This window comes from Bradyrhizobium sp. WU425 (assembly GCF_021052305.1).
Taxonomy (GTDB): Bacteria; Pseudomonadota; Alphaproteobacteria; order Rhizobiales; family Xanthobacteraceae; genus Bradyrhizobium; species Bradyrhizobium canariense_D.
Window position 1 is genome coordinate 2,235,288 of the sequence record NZ_CP088089.1, and the last position, 19,045, is coordinate 2,254,332.

Below are 19,045 nucleotides of genomic sequence, written 5' to 3' on the forward strand. Positions count from 1 at the left end.
GGCTTGCGCATGATCCGTAGCCTGGATGGAGCGAAGCGCAATCCGGGGACGGCGTTCCCGCATTCCGCTTCGCTCCATGCGGGCTACGACCCCATGCCGGCCCGCCTCGCGCTGAGCCCTGCCTGTTCAGTCGACGCCGCGTCTTTGGCAGAGCGCATCTCGGGCGCAAAAATTTGCGCACGCGCAAATCTCGCCTAAGCCATTGAAATCATCAATACAATCCTGCCGTGACGGGCTTGTCCCGCAGTTGGCACGGTCGCTGCAATGAGGAGGCCGCCACGAAGCGGCGCTGCCGGCGCCGTGAGCCAGCGGATCCCGTCATGCAGATGCCTGTCAGCCCTCCTTATTCGGATATCGAACAGCGCGTGCTGTCGCGCATCACTGAGGAGCGCTGGCTTGAACTGGCATCCGAGCTGATCCGCACCGGCCAGCCCCGTTCCGGCAATCCGCTGGATCCCGACTTGCCGCCCGCCGAGGAAGAGGCGATCTCGATGCTGGTCGCGGGCAAGCTCGAAGCGCTCGGCATGGAGGTCACCAAGCACAGCGCGCAGCCGCATCGGCCGAACGTGCTGGGCGTGCTCAAGGGACGGGACGGCGCCCCCTCGCTCATTCTCAACGACCACCTCGACACCTATCCGGCCGTCGAGCCCGAGAAATGGCACATGACGGATTTCGATCCGTTCAAGGCGACGCGCCATGGCGATCTGCTCTACGCGCGCGGCACGTCCGACACGCGCGGAAACCTCGCTGCATCCTTGCTCGCAGTGCAGGCCCTGACCGAAGCGGGTGTGAAGTTCGATGGCACCTTGATGTGCTGCTACACCGTCGATGAGGAGCGGAACGGCACCGAGGGCTCCATCTACATGCTCAACAAGGTCGGCCTGACCGCCGATTACGAGATCACCGCCGAGCCGACCGCCTGGGGTGACGTCAACAAGGACTGGGGCATGAACCTGTCGGTGGCCAATTCCGGCCACTGCCTGATCGAGCTCACCGTTCACGGGATCAAGTCGCACATCTGGCGACCGGACATCAGCGTCAACGCCATCATGGAAGCGGCAAAGCTGTTGCCGAAACTGAAGGACATGGCGTTCACGCATGTCCCCAGCAAGTTCATGGGACATACGCCGCCCTGCTGCGCCGTGGTGCGCATTCGCTCCGGCCTGCCCGGCGAGATGCAGTTCTCGCCGGATGCCTGCACCATCACGCTCGCCGTGGTCGGCATCGTGCCCGGCATGACGCTATCGAGCGTGATTGCGGACATCGAGCGTCTCGGACGGGACACTTTTGCCGGCGTGAACGACGTCAAGGTGGAGGTGCGCCAGGTGCCGGGCTCGCTGTTCGTCAACGCGACCGAACCGGTGCCGGTCGAGGAGGAGCCCTGCCGCTCCTTGCGCGCGGTTTACCGGCGTCTGATGGGCCGCGAGCCCGGCGTCAACCGCAAGAACGCCTTCAACGACACGATCCGCTTCCGCGAAGCCGGAATCAATGCGGTGACATTCGGTCCCGGAGAAGACGGCTGGGCCGTCGACAACGAGAACATCTCGATCACCAAGTCGGTGATGGCGACGCGGATCTACGCGCTGACCATCATGCAGATCCTGGGAGTGCGGACATGAGCGTCGAGGCGACCCACATGACGATTCCAATCTCGCCGGATCGCACGCGACGCGGCAGCTTGCGGCTGTGGCTTCCGAAGGTCTCGCGATCGGTGCTGCTCTCGACGCTGACCGTCGCCGTGCTGCTGGCCGGCTGGGCCATCGTCACGGAGATAGGCTGGGCCAACGAGCTGTTCCTGCCGAAGCCGCAGGCAGTCTGGGCCGCGTTCGTCAAGACGATGACAAGGGGATATCAGGGCGCGACGCTGCTTCAGCATCTCGGCGCAAGCCTCTATCGCATCCTCACGGCCTTTACCCTAGCCTGCCTGATCGGCATCCCGCTCGGCGTCCTCATGGGCGTGTCGCGCAATGCGCGCGCGCTGCTCAATCCGCTGATCGAGTTCTACCGGCCACTGCCGCCGCTCGGACTTTATACGCTGCTGGTGATGTGGCTCGGCATCGGTGAGAGCTCGAAGCTGTCGCTGCTGTTTCTTGCCGGCTTGCCGGGCATCGTCATCTCGACGATCCAGGCCGTCACCAGCGTGGACCCGGTCTATGTGCGCGCCGCCCAGTCGCTCGGCGCGACCCGGCGCCATTTGCTGTTTCACGTCTATTTGCCGGCGGCGGGACCGCTGATTCTGGCCGGCATGCGTATCTCGCTCGGATTCACCTACACCGTTCTCGTCGCCGCCGAAATCGTCGCCGCCTCCGCCGGCATCGGCTGGATGATCTGGGACGCCGCGAAATTCCTGCTCTCCGACGTCGTGATCATGGGGCTGATCGTGCTCGGCCTCACCGGCGTCGTGCTCGACCTCATGATGCGCGGCATCGCGAAACTGTTGATGCCGTGGGCCTGAATCCAATTCTGATCGTAGGGGAGACCTCCATGAAGAGACTGATTGCGACGCTCGCGGTAACCACGTTGGCGCTCACGGCCGCAGTCCGCGCCGAGGACAAGCCGGCGAAGGTGACCGTCGGCTATCTGAACCTGGTGAATGCGCAACTGGTCACCAAGCATCTTGGCCTGCTCGCCAAGGAGATGCCGGGCGTCAACATCAAATACGTCAAGATCGGCGGCGGCGGCGACATGCTGCGCGCGATCGCCGGCAGCGACGTCGACTTCGGCGGCCTCGGCAACCCGCCGACCGCGATCGGCGCGACGCGCTCCCTGCCGATCAAGGGCATCCTGGTGATCAACATGCTCGACTACGTCGAGTCGATGGTGGTCCGCGCCGACAAGAACATCACCTCGCCCAAGGACCTCAAGGGCAAGACGGTGGCGGCGCCGTTCGGCTCCACGACGCACTACCTCCTGCTCCAGGCGCTCAAGGAGGAGGGTGTCGATCCCGCCTCGATGAAGATTCTGGACCTCGCGCCGTCGGACATCGCGGCGGCCTGGCTTCGCGGCGACATCGACGCGGCCTGGTTCTGGGAGCCGAATCTCGGCAAGGCCGTGAAGAACGGCGGCAAGATCCTCGTCACCTCGGGCGAGATGGCCAAGCGCGGCTACCCGACCTGGGACATCGGCGTCGTCATGAATGCGTTCGCGGAGAAGTATCCATCCTACGTCGACAAGTTCATCAAGGCCGAATGCGAAGGCATCGATTTCTGGCTGAAGAACCCGGAGAAGACTGCCGAAATCATCGCGGAAGAGCTTTCGCTGCCTCTCGAGGACGCGCAGCGAATGATGAAGGGCACCGGGATGATCCCCTGCAGCACGCAGCTCACGGAGGAGTATCTCGGCACATCCGCGAAAAAGGGCAAGTTCGTCGACACGCTGATCTCGACCGCCGATTTCCTGGTGAAGCAGGAGCGCCTGCCGAAGCTGCTGCCGCGCGCCGACTTCGAAGCCTTCATCCAGCCCGCCTATCTGGAGAAGGTGATCGGCCGCTAGGATCGCTGCCGGCGGGCTTGTCCCGCCGGCGCATTGCCAATCCCCGCACGTACGTGACCGACATGAATATCGCACCTCGCCACCTCCGCGCCGCCTATCGCCGCGGTGAGCTCAAGCCGTCCGATGTCGCCGCGCATGTGCTTTCGCGCCTTGACGACGCCGACCAGAGCGGCGTTTGGATCTCGACGGCAAATCCCGAAAGCGTCATGGCAAGGGCGTGCGCGCTCGATGCCCGCATTGGCGAGATCGGCGAGCTGCCGCTCTACGGCCTCGTGTTCTCGGTCAAGGATTGTATCGATGTGGCCGACGAGCAGACCACCTCGGCCTGCCCGGAATTCGCCTACACCGCGAAAGACACGAGCCCGGTTGTTGCCGACGCCATCGCCGCCGGCGCGATCTATCTCGGCAAAACCAATATGGATCAGTTCGCGACCGGCCTCGTCGGCGTGCGCTCGCCCTATGGCATCGCCCGCAACCCGCACAACCCCGACTACATCCCCGGCGGCTCCAGCTCGGGGGCAGCGGTATCGGTCGCGACGGGCACCTCGTCCTTTGCGTTCGGCACCGATACCGGCGGATCGGGCAGGGTGCCGGCGTCCTATTGTGGCGTGACCGGCTTCAAGCCGGCGCCCGGCGCCTTCAGTCAGCGCGGCATGGTCTACGCGTGCCGTAGTTTCGATACCATCTCGCTCTACACGTGCGATCCCCGCGATGGCCACGAGATCTATCGCGTGTTGGCGCGGCGCGATGTCGAGGACTGTTTTTCACCGGTGGATTCCGCCGGATGGACGGAGCAGGCATCTCCGGCGCGGCCGCTCAACATCGCAACGCCGCGTCCGGATCAGCTCAGGTTCTTCGGCAATGCGGAGACGGAGGCGCTGTTCGGCGATGGACTCCGCAAGCTGCGGCAGCTCGATCTGTCGGTCGCATTGGTCGATTTCGCGCCGTTCATTTCGGTCAACGATTTGATGTTTTTCGGACCTTTCCTCGCCGAGCGGGACGTGTCGGTCGGCGCATTCCTCGACGCCAACCCGGAGGCGGGCGTGAAGATCGTGCGCGACCTCGTCATCGGCAGCCGCAAGTTCACGGCGGCCGACGCCTATCGTGCGCTCTACAAGGTCAAGGAGGTCCAGCGGTCGCTGCGCGATTTCTGGCAAGTTCATGATGCGCTGGTCGTGCCGACGGTCGGCACCGTGCTGAGCATCGACGACGTCGCGCGCGATCCGCTGACGGCCAACTTCAACAACGGCTATTACACCAACTACGCCAACCCGCTTGGGCTGGCCGCCATCGCCGTTCCGAACGCCGTCACCGCAGCCGGCGTGCCCTATGGCATCACGTTCCTGGCGCCGGCCGGCCGGGAGCGCCTGCTCACCGATCTGGCTTGCGCTTTCATGGGGGCTTCGGCCGAGCCAGAACATCTGCGCCGCGTTGCAATCCGAGCGGAGACCTCCTAGCCTTCGAGCCGTCACTCGAAGGGAGACCGATCGTGGGGCGCAGCGATGCGCATGAGGTGGCCGATCCAGCTGAGCCGCGCGCCGAACTGCCACGGCCCGGGACCGGACGTTATGTGCTGAAGGCGTTGGACAAGCCCGATCTGGAGCTGGTGATGCGAACCGGCAGGCTCGCGACCTACCAGAACCGCGAATATCTGCTGCGCGAGGGCGAGCCCGCAAACGGCATCCACATCATCCTGAACGGGATCGTCGAAAGCACCCATGCCGGCACGCAGGGGCGCGAACTGATGCTGTCGACCTGGGAGGCCGGCGACTTCGTCGGCGCGCCCTATATCCTCGGCGATCACCGCCACAGCTGGTCGGCCCGCGCGCTCGGGCGCGTCGAAGCACTGCATCTCGACCAGGATGCGGTCCGCCGGTTGATCGCGCAGTCGCCGCCGTTCGCAGTCGCGCTGATCGAGTGCCTCGGCTTCAAGGGCGAGACCTATTCGATGCTGGCGCAGACGCTGGCCGGGCAGAAGGCGGCGGAACGGTTGGTGCTGCTGCTGGTCAAGCTGTGCGAGAACGCGGCCCAGGACGAGAGCGGCCCGATATCGCTCGGCCGCATCACGCAGGCCAATCTCGCGCGCATGATCGGCGCGACGCGCCAGTCGATCAGCCTGATCCTCAGCCGCCTCCAGGACGACGGCATCATCTGGACCGGCCCGACCAAGATGGTCGTCAACGATCTCGCCGCGCTCCGCAAGCAGGTAGCAGTAGGCGTGGACCAGTAGGGTCAGCTTACCGACGCAACGGAAGTCTCCGCCTTGAGCATGATGAGCGCTTGTGACCGGAGCGCACATGCTGCTTGTAATCTTCGATAGTCCTTTAGCGCACAGGGACTGCGCGGCTCGTCTGACATCAGCTTTGGGCCAGCAAACGCACTAGCTTCAACCGAACTGGAACAATCTCCAAGCGATCCGGTTGAAGTTTGTTATGGCCAATCTGGGACAGGCACGGATTAGTCCTGGAGAAGCGTGTTGTTTATCAGGAAAGGTGCTTCACATGGATGACGAACGAAAATCGTCAAAAGCTGGGGAACGCGCCGCTGAAGGCCTGCGCGAGGCGGCTGCTAAGGACGAAGCGAAAAACGAGAGCAAGACGGGACACGATTTAGCGAAGGGCGCTGACCGCTTCGAAGAACGCTCCAAAAGCTCGGATGGAAGAAGCGCGGAAGAGAAACAAAAAGGGTGAATGTCTACAGCAGATCCGGCGCTGCGTTTCAGTGGAAGAAAGCAGGCGAACTTGGAGCCGATAGCATCGAGGTTGTGCCGACGACAATCCATCCCGGTAACAGCCACCTGACGCTTGTGCTGCGGACTGTCACGGAAGCGTCGACTAGCTCGAACTCGTCGCACTGACTTAGATCTCCCAGGGCGCGAGGTTGTCCCAGCTGCTATCATCTGTGCAAACTGCGAGCATGGCAGCTGTGAACCACACCTCCCTGAGAAGCCGCGTCCGTCGCCTCTACGAGGGTACAACGCCCAGCGCCGTTGGTTTCCGCTATGCTTTGCTCGCGTTTGATGTTGTGACCATACTGTTCATCATCGGGACGTCGTTCCTGCACCCCAGTGAGATCATCGAAACCTTCGACCTGCTATTCGGCGCAATGATATTGGCCGATTTTTCAGCACGGCTACTCGCCGACCGGCATCCGCTTCGAAAGTTCGGCCGCCTCTCGACATGGGCTGACATGGTCGCCATCGTTTCATTCCTGGCGCCCCTGGCTGGCGAGGCTGGCGGCTTTCTGCGGATTTTGCGGACGCTGGGACTGCTTCGTGACTACCAGATGCTCGCCAGGTTGCGCATGGATTCGTCGTTCTTCCGTCGCAACGAGGAGGTCATCTTTGCCGTCACCAATCTTGCGGTTTTCATATTTGTCATGACGGGGATAGTCTACGAGACCCAGAAGTTTCGTAACGATCAGATTCGGAATTATGCTGACGCGCTGTATTTCACTGTGACCGCGCTGACGACGACTGGCTTTGGCGATATCACCCTGCCAGGCACAATAGGTCGTTTGATAACCGTCGTGATCATGATTTTCGGCGTAACCCTGTTCTTCAATCTTGCGCGCGCATTGTTGAGTCCGAACAAGGTCAGATTTCCTTGCCCAACTTGCGGACTGCAGCGGCATGAGAGCGATGCCGTGCATTGCAAAGCATGCGGCGCTGTTCTCAATATTCCCGATGAAGGTTTGGCGTAGCTGTTGCTACCTCGGCGATCGAAACGTATTGCCATCATCAGAATCTGTGCCCAAGCGGCCATTCGACCATGGCCTCTTTCTAGGCGCTCGCAGCCATCGCAATCGTTGCCGTGGTAACGGCTGGCCTTGTCTAGCGCCCCGTAGAAATCATTTCAGGCCGGCTTCGACGCTGCCGGCACCAGCCCCATGCAGCACTGCACCTCGGCCGGGACATTGTAGGTCCGCATGATGTGGCGGCTGTCGCGCAAGCCGGATGCCTCACGCTGCACCACCAACATCCAGAGCGCGTGGCCGGCTTCCATCACCAGCTTGCGTCGGGCCGGCTGCATCGCGGCCGGCACCTCGGGGAGGGCATGGGCGGCGTCGAACTCGCGCAGGCGCGCCAGCGCCTGTTCGAGCGTGCGGCCCATCCGTCCGAGCGCGGAGGCCTGTTCCTGGACAATCTCGTAATGGAGGATATCGATGGGCGGGCGGAGATCACGGGACATGAGCCCGAATATAATGCCGCCGGAGCGGCCTGCAACGCAGGCCCGCCTTGCCGCTACTTCGCCCGATACGCTGCCAGGAACATCCGCGTCGCGCTGTCGACGACTTCGCTCATGCGCTCTTCCGACGGTGCGGGCGCGGCCTGGAAGACGAAGGGCAGGAACAGCGAGGCCTTGCACAGTTCCATGAACTGCGACGCCGCCAGATCGCAATCGTCGATATCGAGATCGCCGGCGGCGGCGTGGGCTTTGAGATAGTCGGAGAGGCGGTTGATCGACTTGTCCAGCACCCGCGCATAGTAGCGGCGGCCGAGATCGGGCATGCGCTCGGCGATCGCCATCACGGTGCGGATCGCCGATCCGCCGCCGGGCCGGCACAGCAGACGGTTGTAGGCCCGGCCGAAATCCTTCAGCGTGGTTTCAACATCGCGTGCCGGATCGAAATTGAACGCGACCTGCCCGTGCTGGAGCGCCTCCTGCTCGAGGATGGCTTCGAACAGCGCGCATTTGTCGGCGAAGTAGACGTAAAGCGTGCCCTTGGAGACCTGCGCAGCGCGGGCGATCTCGCCCATGCTGGCACCGTCAAACCCGAGATCCATGAACACCTTGCGGGCCCCGTCCAGGATCTGGCGGCGTTTGGAGCTGTCCTCCTCCTGGACGACGTGGAGATGTTCGCGGCCGGGTACAACCATTGGTTCAGGGTCTCGGAAAGTTTTTGCATCGGTCCAGGGTGATGAAACCGAAATAAAGGATTCGGGCCGGTAGGGTCCGTTCGGGTATTATCTATATTGACCGAACCGTTCGGTCAATGATATTTGGGATGGGTGAGAGGGAACCGGCCGTAGGGCGGGTTGTCCCTCATCGCGCTTTTTTGGGGAGGCCTCCATGGCCGTAGTGAGAGACCAGGCTGCGCGCGTCCTTCGCCAGGACGCCGTGGAGACGCCGGCGCCCGCGGGTGGTGACGCTGCCACCGAGACGTCTGTAGCTCTCGCCGAACAGTTGCGCTCTCATGTGGCCGAGGAAACCAAGCGCCGTCCCAGCGAGGCGCCGGAGAAGCCCGTGACCGACAAGCCGGCCGCAGCCCCAGACGCGCCCGCCGCCGGCGCGCCGAAGTCCGGCAAGCGCAAATACGTGATGATGGGAGTAGGGCTCGTGCTGGCGCTCGCGGCGGCGAGCTATGCCGGCTATTACACGCTGGTCGGCCGCTTCTACGTCGCGACCGACGACGCCTATGTCCGCGCCAACAACACCATGCTGGGCGCGCGCGTTGCCGGCCACGTCTCCTCGATCCTCGCCGGCGACAACACGACGGTGCGCGCCGGCGACATCGTCTTCCGCGTCGACGACGGCGACTACAAGATCGCCGTCGACGCCGCCGCGACCAGGATCGCGACCCAGCAGGCCACCATCGATCGCATCGGCCGCCAGGTCGCGGCGCTCGACAGCCAGGTCGCGCAGGCCAGGGCGCAACTCGTCTCCGCCGAAGCCGGCCTCAAGCGCGCCGACCTCGATTATGAGCGCCAGCAGGCGCTGAGCAACAAGGGTTTTGCCTCGCGCGCCACCTTCGAGAGCTCCGAAGCCGGACGCGACCAGGGCGCCGCCGCGGTCAAGGCTGCGCAGGCCGCCTACGACGTCGCGCTCAGCAATGTCGACGTCGCCAAGGCGCAGCAGGCCGAAGCGCAGGCGCAACTCGCCGAGCTCAAGACCACGCTGGCCAAGGCCGAGCGCGATCTCGCCTTCACCGCGGTGCGCGCGCCGGTCGACGGCACGTTCTCGAACCGCCTCGTCAGTGCCGGCGATTTCGTCGCGGTTGGCCAGCGGCTCGGCAACGTCGTGCCGCTCGATAACGTCTATATCGACGCCAATTTCAAGGAGACCCAGCTCAAGCGCATCCGCCCCGGCCAGCCTGTGACGATCAAGGTCGATGCCTACGGCATGCGCAAGTTCTCCGGTGTCGTCGACAGCATCGCAGCGGGCGCGGGCTCGGTGTTCACGCTGCTGCCGCCTGACAATGCCACCGGCAACTTCACCAAGATCGTGCAGCGCGTGCCGGTCCGCATCCGCGTGCCGAAGTCGGTCGCGAAGCAAAACCTGCTCCGCGCCGGCATGTCGGTCACTGCAACGGTCGACACCAACAAGGGCGCGGCCGACGCCGACAGCGAGGTCGATCTCGACGACGCCACCATGATCCATCCGCAGTAGCGCGCCTGCGCCGCGAGGTCAGACCATGGCGAACGCCACGACCGCTTCACCTGCCATGATGGCGGACCCCGCTTCGGAGCGCATCGCGCCGAAGCGGCTGTTCGCTTTCATTATCATGGTGTTCGGGATGTTCATGTCGATCCTGGACATCCAGATCGTCTCGGCGTCCCTGAGTGAAATCCAGGCCGGCCTGTCGGCAAGCTCTAGCGAGGTCTCCTGGGTCCAGACCGCCTATCTGATCGCCGAAGTGATCGCGATCCCGCTGTCGGGATTCTTGTCGCGCGCCTTCGGCACGCGGCTGTTGTTCGCAATCTCGGCGGCAGGCTTTACCGCGTCGAGCCTGCTCTGCGGCTTCGCCACCACCATCGAGGAGATGATCCTCTGGCGCGCGCTGCAAGGTTTTCTCGGCGCCGGCATGATCCCGACGGTGTTCGCCTCGGCCTACACCGTTTTCCCACGCACCAAATTCCACATCGTCGGTCCCATCATCGGGCTCGTCGCAACGCTGGCTCCGACCATCGGGCCAACTGTCGGCGGCTACATCACCGACCTGATGTCCTGGAACTGGCTGTTCTTCATCAACATCGTGCCTGGCATCGGCATCACCATCGGCGTGCTGGCGCTGGTCGATTTCGACGAGCCGCATTTCGAGTTGCTCGACCGTTTCGACTGGTGGGGGCTGCTGTTCATGGCCGGCTTCCTCGGCACGCTGGAATACGTGCTGGAGGAAGGCCCGCAATATGAATGGATGCAGGACCCCTCGGTCGCGATCTGCGCCTGGATCTGCGGCATCTCGGCGATCGCCTTCTTCTGGCGCGTCTTCACGGCGGCCGAGCCGATCGTCAATCTACGCACCTTTTCCAACCGCAATTTCGCGATCGGCTGCGTCCTTCAGTTCTGCATCGGCATCGGCCTCTACGGCCTGACCTACATCTATCCGCGCTACCTCGCCGAAGTGCGTGGCTACAGCGCACTGATGATCGGCGAGACCATGTTCGTCTCGGGCATCACCATGTTCCTGATCGCGCCGGTGGTCGGGCGTCTCATGGCGAAGTACGACATGCGCTACATGATCGCGTTCGGGCTCGTCGTGTTCGCGCTCGGCTCCTACCAGATGACCTGGATCACGCGCGACTACGATTTCTATGAGTTGCTGATTCCGCAGATCCTGCGCGGCATCGGCATGATGTTCGCGATGGTGCCGACCAACAACATCGCGCTCGGCACGCTGGCGCCCGACCGGGTGAAGAACGCCTCGGGCCTCTTCAACCTGATGCGCAATCTCGGCGGTGCCGTAGGTCTCGCCGTCATCAACACCGTGCTCAATGACCGCACCGATCTGCACATTACGCGCCTGCAGGAGCGTGTGACCTGGGGCAACGCGACCGCGACCGAAACCCTGACCATGTTCATGCAGAAGTTTCAGGGGCTTGGCGATTCCACGCTGATGGCGATGAAGCAGCTCAGCCAGCTCGTGCATCGCCAGGCCGTGGTGATGGGCTTCGGCGATGCTTTCTTCATCCTGACGCTGTTCTATCTCGGCCTCACCCTGCTCGTCACACTGTTGAAGAGGCCGGCCTCGCCGTTCGGCGCCAGCGGCGACGCGCACTAATTTGCAACACTCGTGCGTGATCTCGCGCGAGCCCCGTTGCAAATCACCACTGACACATCTATAAAGCGCACCTCATTCCATCGAACCGGGAGGATTTGCATGATTTCGTCGCATTCGCAGATCGCACGCCCGCGCTCGATGATGTTCTGGCTCGGTATGTGCTCGGCCTCCTAGAGGCCTCTTCCGCCAGCTTCGATTGGGCTCCTGGTCCCGATCGCCCCGCTTCCCAAGTCAAAACCAACTTTAAGTGACGCCGTCTCGGCCCTCGCGGCCGGCCTGCGTCCATCAATGGAGCCGGCCCGCGCCATAAGCGGCCGGATGATGCCATGACCGCTCTGTCAAAAAGGCCCGCGGCGATACGCGTGGTGCTGCCCTTCGTGTTCCGGCACTGGCTGAAGCAGCCGGGGCGTACCCTCATCGTCGCCGGCGGCTTGTTGGGTGCGACCATCGCCGACCTGTTCATGCCGGTCTTCTCCGGACATCTGGTCGACGCCCTGACGCGCGGCCCATCCGATTCCGCCGCGCGGCACGCGGCGCTGATGGCATTGGGCGGTATCGTGGCGCTGGGCGCAGCCTCCATGGTGCTGCGGCTGACCGGCCTCCAGGCCATCGTGCCGTTCTCGCTGAAGATCATGTCCGAGGTCGCGCAGGAAGCCTTCATGCGCGTGCAACGGTTCTCGACCGACTGGCACGCCAACTCCTTTGCGGGATCCACGGTGCGCAAGGTCACCCGCGGCATGTGGGCGCTCGACCTGTTGAACGACACCATCTTGATGGCGCTGGCGCCGTCGCTGCTGGTGCTGATCGGGTCGATGATCCTGCTCGGCCTGCACTGGGCCTCGCTTGGCGCGGTGATCGCGCTGGGCGCGCTGGCCTATGTCACGATGACGGTGCTGTTCTCGACGCGCTACATCGCGCCGGCCGCGCGCATCTCCAATGCCTGGGACACCAAGGTCGGCGGCACGCTGGCGGATGCGTTGACCTGCAACGCGGTGGTGAAATCGTTCGGCGCGGAAGCGCGCGAGGATGCGCGGCTTGCCCGTGTCGTCAACCGCTGGCGCGTGCGCGTGCGGCGGACCTGGCTGCGCTACAACTACACCAATCTGGCGCAGCTCTCGGTGCTGCTGGCCCTGCGTGCCTCCGTGATCGGCGGCGCCGTGCTGCTGTGGATGTCGGGGCAAGCCTCGCCCGGCGACGTCACCTATGTGCTGACGAGCTACTACGTCATCCATGCCTATTTGCGCGACGTCGGAATGCACATCAACAACCTGCAGCGCTCGGTCAATGACATGGAGGAGCTGGTGGCGATCCACGACGAGCCGATCGGGATTACGGATGCGACGGACGCGCGGCCGATTGCGATCGAGCGCGGCGAGCTCGTGTTCGACGACGTCACGTTCCATTATGGCGGCCATCACGCACCGCTCTATGACGGACTGTCGGTCACGATCCGCGCCGGCGAACGCGTCGGTCTCGTCGGCCGCTCCGGCTCCGGCAAGACCACCTTCGTCAAGCTGGTGCAGCGGCTCTACGACGTCACCGGCGGCCGCGTTCTGATCGATGGGCAAGACATCGCCAAGGCCACGCAGCATTCGCTGCGCAGCCAGATCGCGATCGTGCAGCAGGACCCGATCCTGTTCCACCGCTCGCTCGCGGAGAACATCGCCTATGGCCGGCCCGGCGCCAGCCTGGAGGCGATCGAGCAGGCGGCACGGCTGGCCAACGCGCATGACTTCATCCTGCGCCTGCCCAAGGGCTACGGCACGCTGGTCGGCGAGCGCGGCGTCAAGCTCTCCGGCGGCGAGCGGCAGCGCGTGGCGCTGGCGCGCGCCTTCCTGGCGGACGCGCCGGTGCTGATCCTGGACGAAGCGACCTCGAGCCTCGATTCGGAATCCGAGGCGCTGATCCAGCAGGCGACGGAGCGGCTGATGCGAGGCCGCACCTCGATCGTGATCGCGCACCGGCTCTCCACGGTGAAGAGCCTCGATCGCATCCTGGTGTTCGACCGCGGCGAGATCGTCGAGCAAGGCACGCATGCCAAGCTCGCGGCCAGGCCCGGCGGCATCTATCGCGGCCTGTTCGAGCGCCAGGTGGTGGAGCTCGGACAGATCGCAGCAGCGGAATGAGTGGCGCGCGGCCGGCGGACCAATGTCGGCCGCGTCGCCAAGGAATCGGTCAAGGACGGGTGACATGAAAGACCTGACCAACGGCTCCGTCGCGAAGCACATTCTGGGCATGGCACCGCCGATCATGGTCGGTATGGTCACGATCATGCTTTGCCAGCTGGTCGATCTGTACTTCGTCTCGGGCTTGGGCGATGCCGCGGTCGCGGGCGTGGCGGCGGCCGGCAATGCCGGCTTTCTCATCAACGCGCTGATGCAGGTGCTCGGCGTCGGCGCGGTGTCGTTGATCGCGCATGCCGTGGGACGCAAGGATCGGCCGGATGCCAATTTGATCTTCAATCAGGCGATCGTGCTGTCGGTGCTGTTCGGACTGTTGACCCTGGTCGCAGGCGCGGCGCTGTCGCGCGCCTACATGCATGCGATCGCCGCGGACGAAGCCACGATCGAGGCGGGGACCACGTATCTGCTGTGGTTCATGCCGGCGCTCGCGTTGCAATTCGCGAGCCAGGTGATGGGATCCGCGCTGCGCGCTACCGGCATCGTGCGTCCCACGATGCTGGTGCAGGCGCTTGCGGTGGCCATCAACATCGCGCTGGCGCCGGTTCTGATCGCGGGCTTGGGCACGGGCTATGCGCTCGGCGTTGCCGGTGCGGGGCTGGCGAGCTCGATCGCGGTGTTGATCGGCGTCGTGATGCTGCTTGCGCATTTTCGTAAGGTCGAACGCTATGTCGCCTTCAATCCGGCGCAGTGGCGTCCGCAGGCGCAGCATCTGAGGCGCATCCTCAATGTCGGCCTGCCTGCCGGCGGCGAGTTCGCGATGATGTTCATCCTCATGGCGGTGGTCTATTTCGTGCTGCGCGATTTCGGTGCGGCGGCGCAGGCCGGTTTCGGGATCGGACAACGGGTCCTGGGCCTGATCCAGATGCCGGGGCTTGCAGTTGCGCTCGCCGCTGGGCCGATCGCCGGCCAGAACATGGGCGCCGGAAAAGGCGAGCGCGTGCGCGAAACCTTCGTCAAGGCGGCGCTGATCACCAGTGTCGTGATGATAGGCTTCATGTGCCTCGCGCAGTTGAAGCCGCAGCTCCTGCTCTCGGGGTTCTCGAACGACCGGGAAACCATGGAGATCGCGTTCCTGTTCCTGCGGATCATCTCGCTCAACATGGTGGCGCAGGGCGTGATCTTCACCTGCTCGAGCATGTTCCAGGGCCTCGGCAATACCAAGCCGGTGCTGTGGAGTTCGGCAACGCGCGTGCTCACCTATTCGCTGCCGGCGATCTGGCTGTCGACGCGGCCGGGCTTCCGGATCGAGCACGTCTGGTACCTGTCGATCGCGGCAACCACGCTGCAGGCGGCCCTGAGCTTGTGGCTGCTACGGCGTGAATTCAGGAAGCGCCTTGCCACGCTCCGGCATGAGAAGTCCCCGGAGCCGGCTGCGCCCAAGCGCGTGGCGTCTCCTGTACGCGCGCCAGCGTAGCGATCGCTTGTCCCCGCCCCACGGCTCCGGCAAACTTGCCGCGCCGTGGGGATCGGCTGCAGGGGCCAAATGACCGAGGTGTTGAACGAGCAGCGGCCCAATTCCTGGCTCGCCGCGATCTGGGCGGCACGCTATCGCACGCCAGCCCGCTTCGTCGCGCTGATCGCCTTGCTGTTGCCGTGGACCACGACCGGGCTCATTTTCGCGCTCATTCCCTGGCTGATCGCGTTCGCGTTCCTCGACCTTCGCGAATTTCCGCGTTCGCTGCTTCGGCCAATCTGCCTGCTGCCGATTGCGCTGGTCCTACTCGCCGCCATCGGCACGCTCTGGTCGGATGCGCCGTGGCCGGACCGAATCCATGCGATCGGCCCGGCGGCGAAGCTGCTGGTAATTCCGCTTCTGATCTATCAGTTCGAGCGTTGGCCGTTTGGCGGCTGGGTGTTTTCCGCGTTCCTGGTATCCTGCACGGCACTGATGCTCTATTCCTTCGCCGTCGCCGTCGATCCCGCATTGTCGCTGAAACTCTATCTGTCGCGCGGGCCCTACAAGGTCGAAAGCGGGATCGCGGTGCGCAATTATATCGACCAGAGCCAGGAGTTCGCGCTCTGTGCGATCGCGCTGGTCTACCCGATCGTGTCGCTGCTGCGACGAGGCCGCTACCGCGTCGCGGCGCTGTTCGTGGCGCTCGCGATCGGATTCCTCGCCAACATGATGTTCGTCGTGGTCTCGCGGACAGCGCTGGTGACGCTGCCGATCCTGATCGTGGTCTTCGCGCTTTTGCATTTGCGCCGCCGCACCGCACTCTTCGCCGTCGGCGCGATGGGGCTGTTGGCCGTGCTGCTGTGGACCGCCTCGCCGCGTCTGCGCGCAACAGTCGCCAAATTCAACGGAGACTATGAGTCAGCATCGCCGGCAATGATGTCAGCGGCATGGGGTCACGACTGGAGTTTTGGCGCAAATCGCTGGCGTTCACCGCGGACGCGCCGCTGCTCGGTCACGGCACCGGGGCGATCCGCGGCCTGTTCGCGCGCGCGGCTGTCGGCGAGAGCGGGTTCGAGCGGAAATCGTCGGTGATCCCCACAACCAGACGCTCAATGTCGCCGTGCAGTGGGGCGCGTCGGGCGTCGTGATCCTCTATGCGCTCTGGTTCGCGCACCTCTCGCTGTTTCGCGGAGAGGGGCTGGCCTGCTGGGTCGGCCTTCTGGTCGTGGTGCAGAACATGCTGTCCTCGCTGCTCAACTCGCATCTGTTCGATTTCGCCGAGGGCTGGATCTACGTGCTTGGCGTCGGCATTGCCGGCGCATGGCGCTCGCCGCGAAGACAATACGGAGTTAGTGCGTGCCCAAACTGTTCCAGACCAGGCCGAGGCCCGACAGGAACAACAGACCGAGCACGACATCGCCAAAATGCTTGTCGCTCAGCGCATGATAGACGCGCGCGCCGGCCCATGCGCCGATCAGCGTGCCCGGAAATGCGATCACTGCGAGCCAGACCACCTTGAACGCGACGAGGCCCGAGGCGGTCTGCAACACCAAGGCGGCGGCGAGCACGGTGAAATTGAAGAGCTGGAAGATGCCGCGCCGCTCGTGCTTGTTCCAGCCTCGGATGTTTGCCCACAGGATCGGAAGTGGCCCCGACAGTCCGGCAAGGCCACCCAAGATGCCGCCGGCAAAACCGATCGCGCCGTCGGCAATGCGGCCGCCGAACGTGACGGCGAGCGGCCGCTTGTTCAGATAGAGAGCCGTCGAAAAAACAAGGATCAGCACGCCGACGCTCAGCTTGAACACTTTTGGATCGGCGGAGGCGACCAGCATGGTGCCCAGCGGCACGCCGAGCAGTCCTCCAATCAGGAACGGCCAGACCAGCGAGAGATCAAAACTCTTCCACATCGACGGCAGCGTCGAGCTCTGCGCGATCACCGAGCAGATCAGCACCAGGGGCACCGCGAGCGAGGGCGGCAGCACGTAGAGCCAGATGCCGAGCGCCATCAGCGCCGTGCCGAAACCGGCAAGGCCCGAGACGAAGCCCCCGGCCAGTGCGCCGAGCAGCAGCAGCCCGTAGGTGAGTATTTCCAACAGATTGTCCCTGTTATCTTGACGATCCCGAACTGTTGATCGCCATCGCTCGCATAGCACAGCTGCGGCCGTGCAGGTCAATTTCAAAACCGCACGCAAGCGTGATCCCCAACGGCGGGCGTTCGCGAAAGACAGGCCTACATGACGCTCGTACTTCAAACTGGGGGCCCGCTCGACGCCATCATGCGGTTCGATCGGCCAGTCTCCCGAATGAAATATGGAGAAGGACGATGACCCGCACGAAGATTGCCGTCGCGGCCGCACTAGTGTCGGCGGCGGCCTTGATGCCGACCATGGCGCAGGCCCAGTTTTCCGAGCCTGCTGCCTATCAGGCTGCCCATCCCGACCGCGACGTTCTGAACGGCGGCCAGCTCACGCCCGCCGCGCGCGGGGCTCTCGGCCAGCCGAGCGATGCCTACGCATCGCAAGCTTATCCATCGGCTGTTGCGCCGGTCGTGCGCTCCCACCATCGCCGGCAGCATCGATAGGTATTTGCTAGACGATCTGCCGGGTGTCGGCGGGCCTGTGCAGCGCGCTCACGAGGATGCGCAGCGCCTCCGTCAATTCCGCCCGGTTGCGCGCCGCGCCTAGCGAGACGCGTGCCGCGTGTGGTGCGGTCCCGTCGACGGTGAAGGCCTCGCCGGCGACGACTGCCAGTCCATTCCGCAGCAGATGCGCCGCGACATCGGGACGGTCCTCCGGCAGCCGCAGCCACAGATGATGCGCGGCGGGCTTGGCCTGGAACTCAAATCCCTTGAGCGCCCGTTGCGCGAGCTGCTGGCGGCCGATCGCCTCGCTTCTGATGGCGGTGATGATGCGGTCGGCGATCCCGGTCTCGATCCAACGCGTCACCAGCGCGACCATCAGCGGCGCCGGCATCTGCACCGTCGCCTGCAAAGAGCTACGCATCTCCCGCTGCGAGCTGCCGTCGGGCGTCACCAGATAGGCGACCCGTAGTGCGGGCGCGATACATTTTGACAGCGTGGTCGCGAGATATGTCTGATCCGGAATGAGATTGGCGATCGGCGATGCCGAGCGATCGAGCAGCCCGTAGGCATCGTCCTCGATCAGAATCGTATCGGCATCGTTGATGATCTTGGCGATGGCGCTGCGGCGCTCGGGGAGAAGCGTCGCGGTGGTCGGATTGTGCAGCGTCGGAATGAGATAGACCGCTTTCGGTCTATGCGTGCGGCAAGCCTTTGCCAGCGCCTCTGGCAGGATGCCGCCGTCATCCATCGCGACGCCGACGAGTCTGACGCCGAGGCGCGCGGCGGCGGCCCTGATGCCGGGGAAGGTGAGGGCTTCCGTCAGCACGATGTCGCCGGGCCGGGCGAGGTGGGCGAGCAGGTTGAACAGGATCGTCTGTGCGCCGGGAAAGATCACGAGCCTGTCGGCACGCGCATGCGGCACGCGGGGGCGCATCCATCGCGCCGCGACCTCGCGCTCGTGTGCGCTGCCGCCGGGCGGCTGGTAGTTGAGATGCGCGGTCAGGCCCGATTGGGCGCGGATGGCTTCCATCCCGGCGATGATGCGCTCGTCGAGCTGCGCTTCGAGAGGTTGCGGCGGCACGTTCATCGAGAGGTCGATCGCGACGGGATGCGGCAGATCGACCACGCGGCGCGCGCTGGTCTCCGACACGAACGAGCCCTGGCCGACCCGGGCCTCCATGATGCCGCGGCGCCGCGCCTCGGTGTAGGCGCGCGTCACCGTGGTGAGGTCGATGCCGAGCGCCTTTGCCAGCGCCCGCTGCGTCGGCAATTGCTGGCCGCGCACCAGCCGGCCGGCCGCGATATCGGCCTCCATGGCCTCGACGATGCGCTGATAGCGCGGCCCGCTCAGCTCCGAGATTGTAGGGGTCCAATCCATGCAATTAAGGCCTA

The 19,045-nt window shown here is 64.4% G+C and carries 16 protein-coding genes and 1 pseudogene; 13 read left to right on the top strand and 4 right to left on the bottom strand.

Annotated elements, in window-relative coordinates:
* The first annotated feature begins 320 nt into the window (after positions 1-320).
* The 7 genes from BcanWU425_RS10700 to BcanWU425_RS10730 all read left to right on the top strand — a co-directional run bounded on the left by BcanWU425_RS10700 (position 321) and on the right by BcanWU425_RS10730 (position 7,194).
* Positions 321-1,619 carry a M20 family metallopeptidase gene (locus tag BcanWU425_RS10700; RefSeq protein WP_204512084.1) on the top strand — a complete coding sequence of 433 codons (1,299 nt, stop codon included), beginning with the start codon at positions 321-323 and terminating at the stop codon, positions 1,617-1,619.
* The gene (locus BcanWU425_RS10705) at positions 1,616-2,455 is read left to right on the top strand and encodes an ABC transporter permease (protein ID WP_204512083.1); all 840 of its coding nucleotides are present in this window, start codon (positions 1,616-1,618) and stop codon (positions 2,453-2,455) included. The genes BcanWU425_RS10700 and BcanWU425_RS10705 overlap by 4 nt, the downstream gene beginning before the upstream one ends.
* A gap of 29 nt (positions 2,456-2,484) precedes the next feature.
* On the top strand, positions 2,485-3,492 hold the full coding sequence (locus BcanWU425_RS10710) for a taurine ABC transporter substrate-binding protein (protein ID WP_204512082.1): 1,008 nt from the start codon (positions 2,485-2,487) through the stop codon (positions 3,490-3,492).
* Positions 3,493-3,554: 62 nt separating this feature from the next.
* Positions 3,555-4,949: an amidase family protein gene (locus BcanWU425_RS10715; protein WP_204512081.1), complete on the top strand. Its 1,395-nt coding sequence runs from the start codon at positions 3,555-3,557 to the stop codon at positions 4,947-4,949.
* 32 nt (positions 4,950-4,981) lie between these two features.
* Positions 4,982-5,722, top strand: a complete 741-nt coding sequence (locus tag BcanWU425_RS10720) for a Crp/Fnr family transcriptional regulator (RefSeq protein ID WP_085385389.1) — start codon at positions 4,982-4,984, stop codon at positions 5,720-5,722.
* A 271-nt stretch (positions 5,723-5,993) separates the two neighbouring features.
* The gene (locus tag BcanWU425_RS10725) at positions 5,994-6,182 is read left to right on the top strand and encodes a hypothetical protein (protein ID WP_085385390.1); all 189 of its coding nucleotides are present in this window, start codon (positions 5,994-5,996) and stop codon (positions 6,180-6,182) included.
* Positions 6,183-6,408: 226 nt separating this feature from the next.
* On the top strand, positions 6,409-7,194 hold the full coding sequence (locus BcanWU425_RS10730; RefSeq protein ID WP_035968996.1) for a potassium channel family protein: 786 nt from the start codon (positions 6,409-6,411) through the stop codon (positions 7,192-7,194).
* A gap of 152 nt (positions 7,195-7,346) precedes the next feature.
* Here the strand turns inward: BcanWU425_RS10730 and BcanWU425_RS10735 are convergent, their stop codons facing one another.
* Together BcanWU425_RS10735 and BcanWU425_RS10740 are read right to left on the bottom strand one after the other, a co-directional pair.
* Positions 7,347-7,682 carry a DUF6665 family protein gene (locus BcanWU425_RS10735; protein WP_018454217.1) on the bottom strand — a complete coding sequence of 112 codons (336 nt, stop codon included), beginning with the start codon at positions 7,680-7,682 and terminating at the stop codon, positions 7,347-7,349.
* Between the two features lie 53 nt (positions 7,683-7,735).
* On the bottom strand, positions 7,736-8,371 hold the full coding sequence (locus BcanWU425_RS10740) for a TetR/AcrR family transcriptional regulator (RefSeq protein WP_018454218.1): 636 nt from the start codon (positions 8,369-8,371) through the stop codon (positions 7,736-7,738).
* Between the two features lie 193 nt (positions 8,372-8,564).
* Between BcanWU425_RS10740 and BcanWU425_RS10745 the strand changes: the two genes are divergently transcribed.
* The 5 genes and pseudogenes from BcanWU425_RS10745 to BcanWU425_RS10765 all read left to right on the top strand — a co-directional run bounded on the left by BcanWU425_RS10745 (position 8,565) and on the right by BcanWU425_RS10765 (position 16,425).
* A complete protein-coding gene (locus BcanWU425_RS10745) occupies positions 8,565-9,881 on the top strand; it encodes an HlyD family secretion protein (RefSeq protein WP_204512080.1) in 1,317 nt (438 codons plus the stop codon).
* A 25-nt stretch (positions 9,882-9,906) separates the two neighbouring features.
* Complete coding sequence (locus tag BcanWU425_RS10750; RefSeq protein ID WP_085349098.1) at positions 9,907-11,493, top strand: DHA2 family efflux MFS transporter permease subunit; 1,587 nt, start codon at positions 9,907-9,909, stop codon at positions 11,491-11,493.
* A 326-nt stretch (positions 11,494-11,819) separates the two neighbouring features.
* Positions 11,820-13,619 (top strand): ABC transporter ATP-binding protein, encoded by a 1,800-nt coding sequence (locus BcanWU425_RS10755; protein ID WP_204512079.1) that lies wholly within the window; start codon positions 11,820-11,822, stop codon positions 13,617-13,619.
* Between the two features lie 64 nt (positions 13,620-13,683).
* A complete protein-coding gene (locus BcanWU425_RS10760; RefSeq protein WP_085349096.1) occupies positions 13,684-15,090 on the top strand; it encodes an MATE family efflux transporter in 1,407 nt (468 codons plus the stop codon).
* 69 nt (positions 15,091-15,159) lie between these two features.
* A pseudogene (locus tag BcanWU425_RS10765) lies at positions 15,160-16,425 on the top strand (O-antigen ligase family protein).
* Here the strand turns inward: BcanWU425_RS10765 and BcanWU425_RS10770 are convergent.
* The gene (locus BcanWU425_RS10770) at positions 16,422-17,165 is read right to left on the bottom strand and encodes a sulfite exporter TauE/SafE family protein (protein WP_204512078.1); all 744 of its coding nucleotides are present in this window, start codon (positions 17,163-17,165) and stop codon (positions 16,422-16,424) included. The pseudogene BcanWU425_RS10765 and the gene BcanWU425_RS10770 overlap by 4 nt on opposite strands.
* 230 nt (positions 17,166-17,395) lie before the next feature.
* Between BcanWU425_RS10770 and BcanWU425_RS10775 the strand changes: the two genes are divergently transcribed.
* Positions 17,396-17,653 (top strand): hypothetical protein, encoded by a 258-nt coding sequence (locus BcanWU425_RS10775; RefSeq protein ID WP_018454225.1) that lies wholly within the window; start codon positions 17,396-17,398, stop codon positions 17,651-17,653.
* 7 nt (positions 17,654-17,660) lie between these two features.
* On the opposite strand, the gene BcanWU425_RS10780 is transcribed toward BcanWU425_RS10775, so the two are convergent.
* Complete coding sequence (locus BcanWU425_RS10780) at positions 17,661-19,031, bottom strand: aminotransferase-like domain-containing protein (RefSeq protein WP_204512077.1); 1,371 nt, start codon at positions 19,029-19,031, stop codon at positions 17,661-17,663.
* Between the last annotated feature and the right edge of the window lie 14 nt (positions 19,032-19,045).

What these genes read in the sequence shown, in the direction of transcription:
- BcanWU425_RS10700 (WP_204512084.1), top strand. Translation starts at nt 321, where the DNA reads ATGCAGATGCCTGTCAGCCCTCCTTATTCGGATATCGAACAGCGCGTG.
- BcanWU425_RS10705 (WP_204512083.1), top strand. Translation starts at nt 1,616, where the DNA reads ATGAGCGTCGAGGCGACCCACATGACGATTCCAATCTCGCCGGATCGC.
- BcanWU425_RS10710 (WP_204512082.1), top strand. Translation starts at nt 2,485, where the DNA reads ATGAAGAGACTGATTGCGACGCTCGCGGTAACCACGTTGGCGCTCACG.
- BcanWU425_RS10715 (WP_204512081.1), top strand. Translation starts at nt 3,555, where the DNA reads ATGAATATCGCACCTCGCCACCTCCGCGCCGCCTATCGCCGCGGTGAG.
- BcanWU425_RS10725 (WP_085385390.1), top strand. Translation starts at nt 5,994, where the DNA reads ATGGATGACGAACGAAAATCGTCAAAAGCTGGGGAACGCGCCGCTGAA.
- BcanWU425_RS10730 (WP_035968996.1), top strand. Translation starts at nt 6,409, where the DNA reads ATGGCAGCTGTGAACCACACCTCCCTGAGAAGCCGCGTCCGTCGCCTC.
- BcanWU425_RS10735 (WP_018454217.1), bottom strand. Translation starts at nt 7,682, where the DNA reads ATGTCCCGTGATCTCCGCCCGCCCATCGATATCCTCCATTACGAGATT.
- BcanWU425_RS10740 (WP_018454218.1), bottom strand. Translation starts at nt 8,371, where the DNA reads ATGGTTGTACCCGGCCGCGAACATCTCCACGTCGTCCAGGAGGAGGAC.
- BcanWU425_RS10745 (WP_204512080.1), top strand. Translation starts at nt 8,565, where the DNA reads ATGGCCGTAGTGAGAGACCAGGCTGCGCGCGTCCTTCGCCAGGACGCC.
- BcanWU425_RS10750 (WP_085349098.1), top strand. Translation starts at nt 9,907, where the DNA reads ATGGCGAACGCCACGACCGCTTCACCTGCCATGATGGCGGACCCCGCT.
- BcanWU425_RS10755 (WP_204512079.1), top strand. Translation starts at nt 11,820, where the DNA reads ATGACCGCTCTGTCAAAAAGGCCCGCGGCGATACGCGTGGTGCTGCCC.
- BcanWU425_RS10760 (WP_085349096.1), top strand. Translation starts at nt 13,684, where the DNA reads ATGAAAGACCTGACCAACGGCTCCGTCGCGAAGCACATTCTGGGCATG.
- BcanWU425_RS10775 (WP_018454225.1), top strand. Translation starts at nt 17,396, where the DNA reads ATGACCCGCACGAAGATTGCCGTCGCGGCCGCACTAGTGTCGGCGGCG.
- BcanWU425_RS10780 (WP_204512077.1), bottom strand. Translation starts at nt 19,031, where the DNA reads ATGGATTGGACCCCTACAATCTCGGAGCTGAGCGGGCCGCGCTATCAG.